This is a genomic window from Bradyrhizobium sp. USDA 4452 (genome assembly GCF_054063575.1).
In genome coordinates this window covers 6,794,927-6,809,188 of sequence record NZ_JBSSGK010000001.1, presented here as the reverse complement: position 1 = coordinate 6,809,188, position 14,262 = coordinate 6,794,927, and the positions used below count along the sequence as shown (strand labels likewise).

General features: G+C 64.9%; 13 protein-coding genes. 6 read left to right on the top strand and 7 right to left on the bottom strand.

The window, feature by feature from the left end; all coding sequences use genetic code 11:
- Positions 1-57 precede the first annotated feature (57 nt).
- Positions 58-504, top strand: coding sequence for a DUF2721 domain-containing protein (locus ACVISU_RS31840; protein WP_083992080.1), 447 nt, complete (start codon positions 58-60; stop codon positions 502-504).
- Positions 505-598: 94 nt separating this feature from the next.
- Complete coding sequence (locus ACVISU_RS31835) at positions 599-1,126, top strand: hypothetical protein (protein ID WP_456709568.1); 528 nt, start codon at positions 599-601, stop codon at positions 1,124-1,126.
- A 66-nt stretch (positions 1,127-1,192) separates the two neighbouring features.
- Here the strand turns inward: ACVISU_RS31835 and ACVISU_RS31830 are convergent, their stop codons facing one another.
- Positions 1,193-1,909: an alpha/beta fold hydrolase gene (locus tag ACVISU_RS31830; RefSeq protein ID WP_050403225.1), complete on the bottom strand. Its 717-nt coding sequence runs from the start codon at positions 1,907-1,909 to the stop codon at positions 1,193-1,195.
- A 106-nt stretch (positions 1,910-2,015) separates the two neighbouring features.
- Between ACVISU_RS31830 and ACVISU_RS31825 the strand changes: the two genes are divergently transcribed.
- Positions 2,016-2,759, top strand: coding sequence for a sulfite exporter TauE/SafE family protein (locus ACVISU_RS31825; protein ID WP_050403224.1), 744 nt, complete (start codon positions 2,016-2,018; stop codon positions 2,757-2,759).
- A 56-nt stretch (positions 2,760-2,815) separates the two neighbouring features.
- On the opposite strand, the gene ACVISU_RS31820 is transcribed toward ACVISU_RS31825, so the two are convergent.
- The 3 genes from ACVISU_RS31820 to ACVISU_RS31810 all read right to left on the bottom strand — a co-directional run bounded on the left by ACVISU_RS31820 (position 2,816) and on the right by ACVISU_RS31810 (position 7,934).
- Positions 2,816-4,615, bottom strand: coding sequence for an ABC transporter ATP-binding protein (locus ACVISU_RS31820; protein ID WP_456709567.1), 1,800 nt, complete (start codon positions 4,613-4,615; stop codon positions 2,816-2,818).
- A gap of 349 nt (positions 4,616-4,964) precedes the next feature.
- Positions 4,965-6,557 carry a DHA2 family efflux MFS transporter permease subunit gene (locus tag ACVISU_RS31815; RefSeq protein WP_456709566.1) on the bottom strand — a complete coding sequence of 531 codons (1,593 nt, stop codon included), beginning with the start codon at positions 6,555-6,557 and terminating at the stop codon, positions 4,965-4,967.
- A gap of 48 nt (positions 6,558-6,605) precedes the next feature.
- Complete coding sequence (locus ACVISU_RS31810) at positions 6,606-7,934, bottom strand: HlyD family secretion protein (protein ID WP_456709565.1); 1,329 nt, start codon at positions 7,932-7,934, stop codon at positions 6,606-6,608.
- Positions 7,935-8,122: 188 nt separating this feature from the next.
- On the opposite strand from ACVISU_RS31810, the gene ACVISU_RS31805 reads away from it, so the two are divergent.
- The 3 genes from ACVISU_RS31805 to ACVISU_RS31795 all read left to right on the top strand — a co-directional run bounded on the left by ACVISU_RS31805 (position 8,123) and on the right by ACVISU_RS31795 (position 10,221).
- Positions 8,123-8,770, top strand: coding sequence for a TetR/AcrR family transcriptional regulator (locus ACVISU_RS31805; protein ID WP_050403221.1), 648 nt, complete (start codon positions 8,123-8,125; stop codon positions 8,768-8,770).
- A 159-nt stretch (positions 8,771-8,929) separates the two neighbouring features.
- Positions 8,930-9,772 (top strand): GNAT family N-acetyltransferase, encoded by an 843-nt coding sequence (locus tag ACVISU_RS31800; RefSeq protein ID WP_456709564.1) that lies wholly within the window; start codon positions 8,930-8,932, stop codon positions 9,770-9,772.
- 155 nt (positions 9,773-9,927) lie between these two features.
- On the top strand, positions 9,928-10,221 hold the full coding sequence (locus ACVISU_RS31795) for a hypothetical protein (RefSeq protein ID WP_194459614.1): 294 nt from the start codon (positions 9,928-9,930) through the stop codon (positions 10,219-10,221).
- A gap of 81 nt (positions 10,222-10,302) precedes the next feature.
- Here ACVISU_RS31795 and ACVISU_RS31790 read toward each other — a convergent pair whose 3' ends face one another.
- From ACVISU_RS31790 to ACVISU_RS31780, 3 genes are all read right to left on the bottom strand, one after another.
- Positions 10,303-12,975, bottom strand: coding sequence for a flavin-containing monooxygenase (locus ACVISU_RS31790; protein WP_050403218.1), 2,673 nt, complete (start codon positions 12,973-12,975; stop codon positions 10,303-10,305).
- A gap of 231 nt (positions 12,976-13,206) precedes the next feature.
- Entirely contained in the window at positions 13,207-13,911 is a 705-nt protein-coding gene (locus ACVISU_RS31785) for an SDR family oxidoreductase (protein ID WP_456709563.1), read from the bottom strand.
- Positions 13,912-14,001: 90 nt separating this feature from the next.
- Positions 14,002-14,196: a hypothetical protein gene (locus ACVISU_RS31780; RefSeq protein ID WP_050403216.1), complete on the bottom strand. Its 195-nt coding sequence runs from the start codon at positions 14,194-14,196 to the stop codon at positions 14,002-14,004.
- Positions 14,197-14,262: the final 66 nt, after the last annotated feature.

Below are 14,262 nucleotides of genomic sequence, written 5' to 3'. Positions count from 1 at the left end.
GCCGAAGTTCTAGCGACATCTTCGTTAGTCCCGCATCTGTGCAGAGAGGCAGGTGTGATGCTGGTTCCCGATACGCCGTCCGTCGAACAGCTGTCGCAAGTGATCGTGCAGGTCACCGCACCGTCGTTCCTCCTAGGGGCGGTTGCCGGGTTCGTTTCCCTGCTGATCTCCCGCATGAATCGGGTGACCGACCGGATACAGGCCGCCGAAGCTGTCCCGGATGGCGATCACGCCAGGGCAAGGCTCAAGAGGGACATGCCGCAACTGAGGCGCCGTGCCGAATTGCTGAACCGTGCGATCCTGTTCTCCACGACAAGCGCAATCTTGACGTGCCTGCTCGTGATCGTGGCGTTCGTCAGCGCATACTATCAGCTGCGGCACGAATACGGTGTCGCTGTACTGTTTGTCATTGCCCTCGCATTTTTCACCGCGGGGCTCGTGAATCTCGTCCGCGAAACCTGGATTTCCGTGCACGAGTACGAATCCGGATCGTTAGCGCCGTAGCTGATCGATTGGCATTCGGTGACATTCGCGCTATGATCACGAGGAGCTGAACGTCTCCCTCTGCTAAATTGAAAAAACAAGAGGAGGAGTGGTCATGTCAGTCGCCTGCAAGTTCGAGCGCAGCATCCTCAGCCACGAAGAATATGAAGCAATCCGCCTGACCCATCATCCCGCCATCTATGACGTCGTGTTGGCTGAGCTCGAGGCCATGCGACCCCGCTTGCGCAAGATGCGCGACAAGGAGCGGACCGTCGGCCGGCAGAAGCAACGAGAGAGCCGCGGAAAGGCCGAGGCTCGCGGGACGAGCTTTCCGGGAACCGCCAAGCATGCGTCAGAGCGAAAGCAGGTGTTCGCAGCGGCACTGAAGCGGGTGAACACCGAGCTCAGGCGTCAGCACAATTTGGCAGCCCGGACGGCACATGTCGAAGCAGCTCGAAAGGCCCTCGCGCTGCACCGGGCCGCGAAGTTCACCACCCGTCCCTCGGCCGGAGCGACCGCAGGCGAAGGCATGGCGCCGAAGCCAAGCGAGCTCCGAAGAAAGATCATTGCAGGTGCAAAAATCGGACGAATATCGCAGGCTACGAAAGTCGCTCAGGCCGTGCGCGACGCGCGCGGCGCATGACCCCGGGCCAACAAGCGCGCCCGATCGATTCCGGGACGATTCGCACCGTCCCGAAATAACGGCTCGTCAGGAAACGATCTCCATGAGCAGCGCCATCAACGTCTCCGGCGCGGTGACGTTCGGCGAGTGGCTGGCGTCGATCTCGAAATAGCGCCAGCCGGCTTCGTTCTTGATGCGCTTTGCGAACTGGCCGAACGTATCGGCCTGGGTGGCGCGGGTGGCGTAGATATAGCTGCGCGGCAAGTTCGTCTCGCCGTGTTGCAGCTTCAGCTTCTGCTCGAAGCATTTGATCGGCATGTCGACGCGGCGCGCGGTCAGCCATTCGACATCTGCGGCAGACGTATCCGGCGGCGTCGGCATCGGCGGGATGCGCCAGCCGTCGCCGTCGCTTGCGAGCTCGCGCATGGTCTCGATGGCCGGCTCGTTGAGGTCGAACAGCGACTGGCCGTCGCGCGGCACGAAGGCGTCGATATAGATCATCTGCGCGATGCGCTCGCGCATCCGGTCGGCGACGCCGGTCGCGACCATGCCGCCATAGGAATGGCCGATCAGCACGATGTCGTGCAAATCTTCATATGAAATGACGCTGAGCACGTCCTGGATATGCGCCTCCAGGTCGAGCCCTTGGTGCGCAAGGTGCGCGCGCTCGCCGAGCCCGGTGTAGCTGGGCGTGACGAGCCGGTGCCCGGCGGCCTGCATCAGGGGATGCATCTTCTTCCACGCCCATCCGGCTGACCAGGCGCCGTGACAGACCAGAAAGGTTTTCGACGAGTTCGCAGTCATGGGGAAGCTTCCATTCCGATTGTCGTTGATGAGCCGTGATTTCGAAGTGTACCCGCCGCCTGCGTCGTGTAAACGTCGCGGCAATGTACAAAACAACGAGACGAGGATGAACCCGGCAAGCTACGCGGTCCTGTTCTTCGGCGCGCTTGCTGGCGGTTTCGTCTCCGGCCTCGCCGGCTTCGGCACCGCGCTGATGGCGCTCGGCATCTGGCTCTATGTGCTGCCGCCGACGCTTGCGGTGCCGCTGGTGCTTGTGTGCTCGGTGATCGCACAGGTGTCGACGCTGCCGTCGATCTGGAAGACCATCGACTTCCGCCTGGTCTGGCCGTTCGTCATCGCAGGCCTCGCCGGCGTGCCGATCGGCATCCTGCTGATCGCCCGCGCCGACCCCGCGGTCTTCAAGCTGACGATCGGCGTCTTCCTTTTGGTGTTCCCGACCCTGCTGTTCCTGCAGCGCAAGCCGATGTCGATCGGCTTCGGCGGCAAATGGGCCGACGGCGCGATCGGATTTGCCGGCGGCATCCTCGGCGGCCTCGCCGGACTGTCCGGGCCGCTGCCGATCCTGTGGGCGAGCGTGCGCGGCTGGGGCAAGCAGCAGCGCCGCGGCGTGTTTCAGATCTTCAACTTCACGATCCTGGCGGCCGCGCTTCTGGTCCAGATCGCAAGCGGCCTGGTGACAACGGAATTGATCTGGCTGACGGCCTGTGCGTTTCCGGGAACGCTGCTCGGCGCCTGGCTCGGCTCGCGCCTTTATCACGCGCTTAGCGACCGGAATTTCTCCGACGTCGTGCTGGTGCTGCTGTTCCTGTCCGGCGTCGCGCTGGTGTGGAACGGGCTGGCGCCGCGATAGACAATGCGTCGGCGCGTGGCTGACGGGACCACACCCATCAGCCACGCGCCATTGCATTACTCCGCCGCCGCCTGGCCGAACTCGGTGGCCTGCCGCTCGAACAGGCCGCGGTAGATACCGCCCTGCCGCGCAGCAAGCACCTCATGCGTGCCCTGCTCGACGATCTCGCCGCGATCGAACACCAGGATGCGATCCATGCTGCGCACGGTCGACAGCCGGTGAGCGATCACGATCGAGGTGCGGCCCTTCATCAGCCGCTCCATCGCCTGCTGGATCAGCGCCTCGGATTCCGAATCGAGGCTCGAGGTCGCCTCGTCCAGGATCAGGATCGGCGCGTCCGCCAGGAACGCGCGCGCCAGCGCCACGCGCTGCCGCTCGCCGCCCGACAGCTTGACGCCGCGCTCGCCCACCAGCGTGCCGTAATCCTTCGGCAGCCGCATGATGAAGTCGTGCGCGTTGGCAAGCCGCGCCGCCTGCTCGATCGCCTCCATGCTGGCGCCCGGCCGGCCATAGGCAATGTTCTCCGCCAGCGTGCGGTGAAACAGGATCGGCTCCTGCTGCACGATCGCGATCTGGCTGCGCAGCGATTGCTGCGTCGCCCTGGCGATGTCCTGACCGTCGATCAGGATCCTGCCACCGGAGACATCGTAGAGCCGCTGCACCAGTTTGACGAAGGTCGTCTTGCCGGAGCCGGAGCGCCCGACCAGGCCGACGCGTTCGCCGGCATCGATGTCGACCGACAGTCCGTCATAGAGCGGCCGGCGATGGCCGCCATAGTGGAACGTGACGTCGTCGAACACGATGCGGCCGCCCTGGATGTCGATCGGCTCCGCATCGACCGCATCGACAATGCCGAGCGGCTCGCCATGGATCTGCACCAGTTCCTCCATGTCGTTGACTGAGCGCTGCAGGTTGTTGATGTGCATGCCCACGTCGCGCAAGTAGGCGTGGATGATGTAGTAGCTGGTCAGCACATAGGTGACGTCGCCCGGCGTGGCGCGGCCGGCTGCCCACAGCAGGATCGCGCCGCCGATCACCGAAGCGCGGAAGCACAGCAGGACCAGCAGCTGCGCCGTCGAGGTGTGGTTGTAGCGGAACCAGGTCCGCCGCACCCGCCGGCGCCAGCGGCTGATGACGCCGTCCAGCCGCATGTCTTCGCGCGCTTCCGCACCGAACGACTTCACCACCGCGTTGCAGGTCAAGGCATCGGCCAGCGTGCCGCCGACCTTGGTGTCCCACGCATTAGAGACGCGCGCGGCCGGCGCGACGTAGCGCACCTGGAACACCATGGTCATCGCGACATAGATCACCGAGCCGACCGCGATCACTGCGCCGAGCGATGGCCAATGCACGCCGAGCAGGATCATCGAGCCGACCAGCACCACGACCGAGGGCAACAGCGCCATCAGGATGGTGTCGTTCAGCAGGTCGAGCGCCCACATGCCACGCGTGATCTTGCGCACGGTAGAGCCCGCGAACGAGTTGGCGTGCCAATCGGTCGAGAAGCGCTGCACGCGCATGAAGGCCTGCTGCCCGACGTCGGACATCGTCTTCAACGTGAACGGCACGATGGTCTGGATACCGACCAGCCGCAGCAGCAGCGACAGCGCGCCGAGGCCGACGATGGCGCCGAATGCCAGCATCGCCGCATGGCGCGCGGCCGCGTCCGCCGCGCCCGCGGTCAGCGCGTCGACCAGATGGCCGGAGAATACCGGCATGAACAGGTCGGCCGCGGTCGCGCCGAGGAATCCCGTTGTCACCGCGGTGGCGCGGTATGGTTGCTCCAGCCAATGCCGGAACACGAATGGCAAGACGATCCGGATCGCGGCCGGCCGCTTTGACGTCAGAGAGGTCATGGCACATTCCGGCCACGCGCCTGTCGCGCCGGCCGGCTCCATCTGGAGCGACGCGCGGACGGAATCCGACCACGAACGTCGCTTGAAATTGTCGATAACGTGTTGGGAAGTTTGGATGATCGGGGCAGAGCCCCGATCAGCGCTGGGACCTAGTGCGCGAGCGCGCCCAGCACCATCGAACGCGGGCGCACGGTCTGCGAAACAAACGACATCATGTGCATCTCCCCGGTTCGTGAAACGATGCGCTGCTTATAAATGCATCACGCGCGATTGGCAAGATGACATCCGCGTGAGTGCGTCAACCTGTCGATCGCGCAACGCTATTCACGCGACCGGGCGCAGCATCGCGTCAATGTGCGTCGCCGCCGCCTGCTGCGGTCATCGACGGCGGCTTGTTGACGAACAGCACCAGGAGACTGAGCGCAACGTAGAACAGCGACAGCATGAAGAAGGCGTCGCCATAGCCCATCACCGCGGCCTGCCGGTGCACGATCTGCGACAGCTGCTTCATCGCCATCAGCGCCGCATCGCCCATGCCCTGCATGCGCTGGGTGAAGGTGTTGAGGGTCTCGACCGCGGTGGCATTGCCCCAGGTCACGCGGTCCTGCAGCCGCGAGATGTGCAGGTCGGTGCGGTCGTTGAGCACCTCGTTGATCACGGCGAGCCCGACCGCGCCGCCGAGATTGCGCATCAGGTTGAACAGGCCGGAGGCGTTCTTGACGCGGTCCTGCGGCAGGGTCGCGAGCGCGATGTTGTTGGTCGGCACCATCGCGCACATCATGCCGATGCCGCGCAGGATCTGCGGCAGCAACAGTTCGTAGAAATCATAGTCGCGGGTGATCCAGGTCATCTGCCAGGAGCCGAGCGCGAAGGTGACGAGGCCGAAGGCGATGATGTAGCGCAGGTCGACCTTCTGCATCAGCCGGCCGACGACCGGTGCCATGAAGAACATGGTGACGCCGGAGACGAACATGGTCTCGCCGATCATCAGCGCGCTATAGCCGCGGATCTCGGCGAGATAGCGCGGATAGACGTAGGTCAGGCCGTAGAGCCCGATGCCGATGCAGAACTGCAGCACGCAGCCGACGGCGAAATTGCGGTTGTTGAAGGCGTAGAGATCGACGATCGGCTCCTCGGCGGTCAGCACCCGCCAGAAGAAGGCGATCGCCGAGACGAAGCAGACCGCGGCGCAGATCGCCACCGACGTGTCCTGCAGCCATTCATATTGCGGACCTTCCTCGAGCACATATTCCAGCGAGCCGAGGAAGCCGCCCATGAAGATCAGGCCAAACCAGTCGAAGCGCTCGAGCAGCGCAAAGTTCGGCTGGTCGAAATCGACCAGGATCAGCACGCCGGTCGTGATGATCACGCCGGGCACGATGTTGATGAAGAACAGCCAGTGCCACGACATCAGATCGGTGATGTAGCCGCCGACCGTCGGCCCCACGGTCGGCGCCAGCGTCGCGACGAGGCCGATGATCGGCGCCACGATGTGGAACTTGGTGCGCGGGAAGATGGTGTAGGCGGAGGCGAACACCGTCGGGATCATGCCGGCGCCGAGGAAGCCCTGCAGCGCGCGCCACAGGATCATCTGCTCGATCGACGAGGCGAAGCCGCACAACAGGCTCGACACCGTAAAGCCGAACGCCGAGATCGCAAACAACAGCCGGGTGCCGAGCGCGCGCGACAGGAAACCGGACAGCGGGATCGCGATCACCTCGGCGATCAGATAGGCGGTCTGCACCCACGACACTTCGGTCGACGATGCCGACAGGCCGGCCTGGATCTCGGTGAGGGAGGCCGAGACGATCTGGATGTCCAGGATCGACATGAACATGCCGAACACCATGATGATGAAGGCGACCACCCGCTTGGGCTGGAGCCGCTCGGTCTCCGAGGCGCCGGTCATCATCGAAGGCGAAGCAGTGGTCGCGTCGGCCATGGGCTCATCAGGCTCCGCGCCTCGGACTGCGTCCGAAGCGTCAAGACATCACTGCGGATGGATCATCATCGGCGAGTCGAGGTCGGTATCGGCGTCGGCATCGGCCGCGCCCTCTCGCGTGTCGACCGTGGTGTAGACCGACATGCCGGCGCGCAGCATACCCTGCTTCGCGACGCTATCAGGCACCCGGATGCGGACCGGCAAGCGCTGCACGATTTTGGTGAAGTTGCCGGTGGCGTTGTCGGGCGGCAGCAGCGTGAACACCGAGCCTGCCGCCGGCGAGATGCTGTCGACGATGCCGGTGAACTTGCGGAATCCGTAGGCATCGACCTTGATCGTGACGCGCTGTCCGGTGCGGATGCGCTTGAGCTGGGTCTCTTTGTAGTTGGCGTCGATGAAGACGCCGTCGAGCGGCACCACATTGCCGAGCCGCTGGCCGACATTGATGTAGTCACCGGTGTTGACCAGGCGGTTGGAGAAGGTGCCGTCAACCGGCGCGCGCACCTTGGTGAAATCGAGATCGCGCTCGGCCCTGGCGAGCTGGGTCTGCAACTCGGCGAGCTGGGCGCGGGCTTCGGCCTGCTGCGCCTTGATCACCTCGACGTTGTCCTTGGCCGCATCGTAGGCCGCCTGCGCCGAGCGCACCGCAGCCGCCCCCTGGTCGCGGCCGGCTTCGGACACTTCGAAGGTGGCGCGCGAGGCAAATCCCTTGGTGCTCAGCGCCTGCTGGCGATCGTAATCGAGATCGGCGCGCTTCAGGCCGGCCTGGGCGGACACGAGCTGCGCCTGCGCCTGCTCGACCGCGCTCGCCGCGGCGGCAACCTGGCGGCCGATGCGCTCGATCGTCGCCTGCTGGGTGCCGATCCTGGTGCGGGCAGCATCGACCGCGATACGATAGTCGCCGTCATCGATCCGGAAGATCACATCGCCTGCGCGCACCAGCGCGTTGTCGCCGGGCAGGATCGCCGCGATATGGCCCGCGACGCGCGCACCGAGCATGGTGTTGTTGGCGCGGACATAGGCGTCGTCGGTCGAGATGTAGAAGCGCCCGACCATCAGGTAATAGGCGGCATAGCTTGCGGCGGCGAGCGCGAGCAGCCCGACCACCCCCATCATCACGAATTTGCGCTTGCCGGATTTCGGCGCCGCGGCGGCGGCGGACATTGCCGGCTGCTCGGGCGTAACCTTGGTCGGCGCCTCAGCGGGACGCTTGTCACCAGGACCCTTGTCACCAGGACGCTTGTCACCAGGACGCTTGGCTTCATCGCCACCGCCCTGCTCGCCGAGATCGACGGATGCGTCGCGCGCCATCGCGTCCTCGGCCATCTCTGGCTCGGAACGAACAATGCGTGCAGCCTGATCGCGTGCGGCGGCCATAACCAAGGCTCCCCAGAAAAAATCTCAATGCCCGCAATGGCGGAAAAAGGGCCGCGCGGCGCATCGTCACTGTCATCAATACATTGACCGAACGGTTCGGTCAATGTACATTCCACATGGTGGATTATAAGGCTTCGATTCTCCCATTTCCCATTCTGGGTTGAGTTGTTACGCGAGAAGCTAAATCAATGGTTGCAGCGCCTCCAAAACCCCTCCACCTCGTCGGCGGCGACGAGGAGTCCTCGAAGCGCCGCCAGATCCTGGACGGCGCCCGCAAGGTATTCCTGGAGCTTGGCTTTGACGGCGCCAGCATGGGCGAGATCGCCCGCGCGGCGGGCGTCTCCAAGGGCACCCTGTACGTGTATTTCCCCGACAAGGCCGGGCTGTTCGCTGCGATCGTCGAGGAGGAGAAGCGCGAGCAGGGCAAGGTCGCATTCAACTTCGATCCGGCACGCGACGTCGACACCACCCTCCCCGAATTCGGCCGCGCCTATATCGCAGTGCTGTGTCGCCCCGGCGGCGGCTCGGCGATCCGCACCGTGATGGCGATTGCCGAGCGGATGCCCGAGCTCGGCAGCCGGTTCTACACGCATGTGATTGCCCACACCGTCGACCGCTTCGCCGCCTATCTCGAGGCGCGCGCCGCGCTCGGCGAGCTCGTGATCGACGACTATCAGCTCGCGGCCTGGCAGTTCATGCAGATGTGCCAGGCGACGCTGTTCCAGGCGTTCATCTTCCAGGCCAATCCGTCGCCCTCGCCGGAACGGATCGCCGATGTCGTCGACAGCGCGACGCACGTGTTCTTCGCGGCATATCGGCCGAAGGCTGATCGATAACATAGAATACGCAACCCTCCGCCCCGTCATTGCGAGCGAAGCGAAGCAATCCATTTCTCCGCTTGAGGCGCGATGGATTGCTTCGTCGCTATCGCTCCTCGCAATGACGGGGAGACATTGGCGCGCTAGCATGTGGCGTCAATTCGAGGATTGCCATCCATGAACGACCTCAACATCCGACATATGCGACCAAGCGAGATCGCGATCGCAGTGGACTGGGCCGCGGCGGAGGGATGGAATCCCGGTCTCGCCGATGCGTCCTGCTTTGCCGCCGAAGATCCGCAAGGATTTTTCATCGGCGAGCTCGACGGAGTGCCGGCCGCGGTGATCTCCTGCGTCAATTATGGCGCGCAATTCTCCTTCCTCGGCTTCTACATCGTGCGTCCGGATCTGCGCGGCCGCGGCTATGGTCTGAAGATCTGGAATGCGGCCATCGCACATGCGCATCCGCGCGTGATCGGGCTGGATGGCGTGGTGGCGCAGCAGGCGAACTACCAAAAGTCCGGCTTCGCGCTCGCTTACGCCAATGTGCGCTACGGCGGCACGGTCACCGCACCGTCCGCGCCGAACTCCGGCATCGTTGCGCTGACCGAGGTGCCCATGGCGCTGGTCGAGGCCGATGACGCCACGGTGTTTCCCGCATCGCGCCCGGCCTTCCTGCGCGCCTGGATCACCACGCCGGGACATGTCGGATGCGCGCTGATGCGCGGCGGCCGGCTAGCCGGCTGGGGTGTGATCCGTCCGTGCCGCGCCGGCCGCAAGATCGGTCCTCTCGTCGCCGACGACCGCGCCGGCGCTGAAACCGTTCTTTCGGCATTGCTCGCCAGCGCGGGCGGCGGCGAGATCTTCCTCGATGTCCCGGCGGTCAACCGCAACGCGGTGGCGCTGGCGCAAGACCTCGGGTTGTCGCCGGTGTTCGAGACCGCGCGGATGTACACCGGCGCGATCCCGCCATTGCGGATCGATCGCGTGTTCGGCGTCACGACGTTCGAACTCGGCTAGCGAAGCCCATGCGTTCAAATGACGCATGATTGCGGACGCGGCTCGTGTGAAGCGGCTCATAGCGCGATTATTCAATGAAGGAATACACTTCTGGTTGAGCGAAAGAGCCAGTTCGGCTCACTTCTGCGCTCGTCCGCAGCACAAGGAGGTGTCACATGGCGTTCCTGTTCTTCAATTTCCGCAGCATGGGCCTCAGCGAGGCTCTCGCCAATATCGGCGAGCTCAAAGGCGTCGTCGCCAACACGCTGAAGCAGAACGGCTTCACCGATGTCGTCAATACCCAGTCGGAGGTCGCCGGCAACAAGAACGGTGTCCGCGTGTCGATCCTGCATCTGCACAATGTCGATCGGCAGTTCTGGCAGGTGTTCATGGCCGGCGGCGATACCGCGGCCACCAAGCAGACGCTCGACGACGTCGTGAACAAGGTGGAGCATCTCGCCTTCCTCTAGAGTTTCCGGCTCTGACCGAAACAGAACCGGAGCTCCGGAGTCGTGCGAAATCCCGCGGACAAGCCGCGGGGATGCGCTGGTCTAGTTCGCCGCCGCGTTGACCTTCGGCGCGGCGACGTTGTCCTGCTCCAGCTCTTCGGGCAGCCCGGCGAAACGGCGTAGCGCCTTCGCCATCTTCACGCGCGCGGCGACGCCCGTGATGATGACGTCGACCATCACGAACGACGAGTGGAAGTGGCCATTCCCCTTGAGCTGCTCGACCTTGACGCCGGCTTTCGCGAGCGCGTCGCCATAGGCATTGCCCTCGTCGCGCAGCGGATCGAACTCGGCGGTCGCAATGAACGCCGGCGGCAGGCCCTCGAGCTTGCCGCGCAAGGGCGCGACGCGCGGATCGGTGCGGTCGGCCGGCGAGCAGTACAGGTCCCAGAACCAGAACATCAGCCCGCGGGTCAGGAAGTAGCCGGCCGCGTTGTCGACATAGGACGGCCGGTCGAAGCTCGAGTCGGTGACCGGGCAGATCAGGAGCTGGCCTGCGATCTCGGGCCCGCCGCGATCGCGGGCAAGCTGGCAAGTGACGGCCGCGATGTTGCCGCCGGCGCTCCAGCCTGCGACCAGCACCGGGCCCGCTTTGCCGCCGAGCTCGGCGGTGTGGGCTGCGATCCAGCGCGTCGCCGCATAGCCGTCCTCGGCCGCAGCCGGGAAGCGATGCTCGGGCGCGTGGCGATAACCGACGCTGACGATGATCATGCCGGTGCGCCGGCACAGATCGCGGCAGAACGGATCGTCCGACAATTCGTCGCCGAGCACCCAGCCGCCGCCGTGGAAATACACCACGATCGGATGCGGCCCCGGCGTCGCCGGCCGGTAGAGCTTGTACGGCAGTGGGCCCTCCGCACCTTGCAGCATGCCGGTGCCGACCTCGCCGACCGGGCGGCCGGCGGGACGGCCTTTGTTGAACTCGGTGAGGAAGTCGCGCGCACCTTGCGCGCCCATCGTCTCGATCGGCGGCAGGTTCATCTCGCCGAGCATATTGAGCACCAGCCGCACATCCGGCTGCAAGCGCACCACCTCGCCGTCATTGCACTGCTCGGCAACGCCGGGCCCCGAGAGCCTGAAGCCGAGCATGCCGCGCGCGACCACCTCGTTGCAGATACTGCGATACGGACCGACGCCGCCGGTGTAGGGCATCACGCCCTGCGGCTTGCCGGGCACGTTGGCGCCCGTGTACCAGGTGTTGGCCAGCCGATGCAGCGTCAGCGTCGCACAATCGGCCATGTGGCGTTCCCAGCCGGCCTGCGCGGTCTCGGTTGCTTCCATCGTGGTGAATCCGGCATCGCGCAGCGCGGCGATGCGGTCGACCACCCAGTCGACATGCTGCTCGATCGAGACCGCCATGTTCGACAGCACCGACGGGCTGCCGGGACCGGTGATCATGAACAGATTGGGGAAGCCCGCGACGGTGACGCCGAGATAGGTCTGCGGTCCGTGCGCCCAGACATCCGACAGCGACTTGCCGCCCCGGCCGGAGATCGGGTGCACGGCCATGATCGCGCCGGTCATCGCGTCGAAGCCGGTGGCGAACACGATGACGTCGACATCGAAGCTGCGTTTGTCGGTCGAGATGCCGCCGGCCGTGATCGCCTTGATCGGCTCCTGCCGCAGATTGACCAGCGTCACGTTCGGGCGGTTGTAAGTCGCATAGTAGTTGGTATCGAGGCAGGGACGCTTGGCGCCGAACGGATGGTCGTGCGGGGTGAGCGCCGCCGCCGTCTCCGGATCCTTGACCACGGCGCCGATCTTCTCGCGGATCAGATCGGCGACCAGCCGGTTGCCGTCGACATCGACCGCCTGATCGGCCCAGAGCTGGGTCAGGATGTGGACGAGGTCGCCCGCCGCCCACGCCTTCTCGAAGCGCTCGCGGCGTTCGGCGTCGCTCAATTGCCAGCTCACCACGGTCTGCTGCGGATACGGCACGCCGGCCATCGACCAGCGCGCCTGCTCGCGATAGGCCGCGCGGTCGCTCTCGAAGAAGGTCTTGCGATCCTCCGGCGTCGGACCATTGCCGGCCGGCAGCGCGAAATTCGGCGTGCGCTGGAACACGGTGAGCTGCGCGGCCTGCTCGGCGATCAGCGGGATCGACTGAATGCCCGACGATCCGGTGCCGATCACGGCAACGCGCTTGCCCTTCAGATCGACGCCCTGATGCGGCCAGCGGCCGGTGAAATAGATTTCGCCCTTGAAGTCCTTGACGCCGTCGATCTCCGGCGGCTTCGGCGACGACAGGCAGCCGGTCGCCATGATGTAGTAACGGCACGAGACATTGGCGCCGTTGTTGGTCGCAATCAGCCAGCGCGACGTCGCATCATCCCAGGTCGCCTGCGTCACCTTGGTGCCGAACCTGATATCGCGGCGAAGATCGTAGCGGTCGGCGACGAAACCGAGATAGCGCAGGATTTCCGGCTGCGTCGCGTATTTCTCCGACCAGGTCCACGCCTGATCGAGCTCGGGATCGAAGGTGTAGCTGTAATCGATGGTCTGGATGTCGCAGCGCGCGCCGGGATACCGGTTCCAGTACCAGGTGCCGCCGACATCGGCGCCCTCTTCCAGCGCAACCGCCGAGAAGCCCGCCTTGCGCAGCCGATGCAGCAGATAGAGACCGGCGAAACCGGCGCCGACGACCGCGACGTCGACCTGCTGCGTGGTTCCGCTGTGCGTGGAGTCCGAAGCGCGTGCTGCAACTGCTGCGTCTGGCATGCCATTCCTCCCGTATGTTTTGATTTGACGGAAGGCTAGCCCTGCGCTTTCAGTTTGTCATCACGACAAACGCAATCTGAGGTCGCCGCAATTGTGACGCGTACGCTCTGGAGCAAGATGCGTAGCGTGTGGACGCAAGTGCGTCGTTATATGTTGCGTCGGTCAAGATCGAAAGACCCGCGCACGATAACTCAGCCCCGTCATCCTCAGGATGACGGGGCTATCGCTTCGTCAAACCGACCGCATCAAACCGCCATCGACCCGGATGTTCTGGCCGGTGATGTAGCCCGCGCCGTTGGAGACGAGGAAGGCGATGGTCGCGGCGATCTCCTCCGCCTTGCCGTAGCGCTTCATCGGCACGCTGTCGCGGCGCGCGTCGGTGGCCGGCAGGCTGTCGATCCAGCCCGGCAGCACATTGTTCATGCGGACGTTGTCGGCGGCGTAGCTGTCGGTGAACAGTTTTGTGAACGCGGCGAGCCCGGCGCGGAACACCGCTGAGGTCGGAAACATCGCGCTCGGCTCGAATGCCCAAGCGGTGGAGATGTTGACGATCGCGCCCGACTTCTGCGCCTGCATGTGAGGCGCAACGAGACGTGTCGGGCGGATCACGTTCATCAGGTAGACGTCGAGGCCGGTGTGCCACTGCTCGTCGGTCAGTTCCAGCACGCCGGCGCGCGGCCCGTGGCCGGCGCTGTTGACCAGCGCGTCGATGCGGCCCCAGCGCGCCATCACGCCGTCGACCGCGCGCTTCAGGTCGTCGTTCGAACGGTTCGAGCCGGTGAAGCCGATGCCGCCGAGCTCGGCGGCGAGCGCCTCGCCCTTGCCCGACGACGACAGGATCGCAACGCGAAATCCATCTGCGGCGAGTCGCCGCGCCGCCGCCGCTCCCATACCGCTGCCGCCTGCGGTGACGAGTGCGACCTTCTGTGTTGTCATGACTAGATATCCCGTTGATGACGAAACTGACGCAAGGTCTATCATCAGGGATCGCGCCGCGCGACAGACGGCCCGCCGCGCGGTGTCGCACTACTTCCGGAACACCTGCTTCGAACCGGCGTCGAACCTCGCCACCGGCCGATCCATCTGCCACAGTTCGATGTCATGGCGATCGACAAGACGGCTGGCCGATGTCACGGCCGCATCGTCGTCGCTGCAATCCATATTGACCACGCCGATGGAGCGGCTGTGCGGTCCGACGATATAGGCGCGATAGGTCGTCATCTTCGTTCTCCGGCTGTTGCGGCGAAGATGAGCGCGAGCACGTATGAATTCGAGAAGGACCGCGAC

Bases quoted from the DNA above. Each gene is read 5' to 3' on its own strand.
- ACVISU_RS31780 (WP_050403216.1), bottom strand. From the start codon at position 14,196: ATGACGACCTATCGCGCCTATATCGTCGGACCGCACAGCCGCTCCATC.
- ACVISU_RS31790 (WP_050403218.1), bottom strand. From the start codon at position 12,975: ATGCCAGACGCAGCAGTTGCAGCACGCGCTTCGGACTCCACGCACAGC.
- ACVISU_RS31800 (WP_456709564.1), top strand. From the start codon at position 8,930: ATGAACGACCTCAACATCCGACATATGCGACCAAGCGAGATCGCGATC.
- ACVISU_RS31835 (WP_456709568.1), top strand. From the start codon at position 599: ATGTCAGTCGCCTGCAAGTTCGAGCGCAGCATCCTCAGCCACGAAGAA.
- ACVISU_RS31785 (WP_456709563.1), bottom strand. From the start codon at position 13,911: ATGACAACACAGAAGGTCGCACTCGTCACCGCAGGCGGCAGCGGTATG.
- ACVISU_RS31820 (WP_456709567.1), bottom strand. From the start codon at position 4,615: ATGACCTCTCTGACGTCAAAGCGGCCGGCCGCGATCCGGATCGTCTTG.
- ACVISU_RS31815 (WP_456709566.1), bottom strand. From the start codon at position 6,557: ATGGCCGACGCGACCACTGCTTCGCCTTCGATGATGACCGGCGCCTCG.
- ACVISU_RS31830 (WP_050403225.1), bottom strand. From the start codon at position 1,909: ATGACTGCGAACTCGTCGAAAACCTTTCTGGTCTGTCACGGCGCCTGG.
- ACVISU_RS31825 (WP_050403224.1), top strand. From the start codon at position 2,016: ATGAACCCGGCAAGCTACGCGGTCCTGTTCTTCGGCGCGCTTGCTGGC.
- ACVISU_RS31805 (WP_050403221.1), top strand. From the start codon at position 8,123: ATGGTTGCAGCGCCTCCAAAACCCCTCCACCTCGTCGGCGGCGACGAG.
- ACVISU_RS31810 (WP_456709565.1), bottom strand. From the start codon at position 7,934: ATGGCCGCCGCACGCGATCAGGCTGCACGCATTGTTCGTTCCGAGCCA.
- ACVISU_RS31795 (WP_194459614.1), top strand. From the start codon at position 9,928: ATGGCGTTCCTGTTCTTCAATTTCCGCAGCATGGGCCTCAGCGAGGCT.
- ACVISU_RS31840 (WP_083992080.1), top strand. From the start codon at position 58: ATGCTGGTTCCCGATACGCCGTCCGTCGAACAGCTGTCGCAAGTGATC.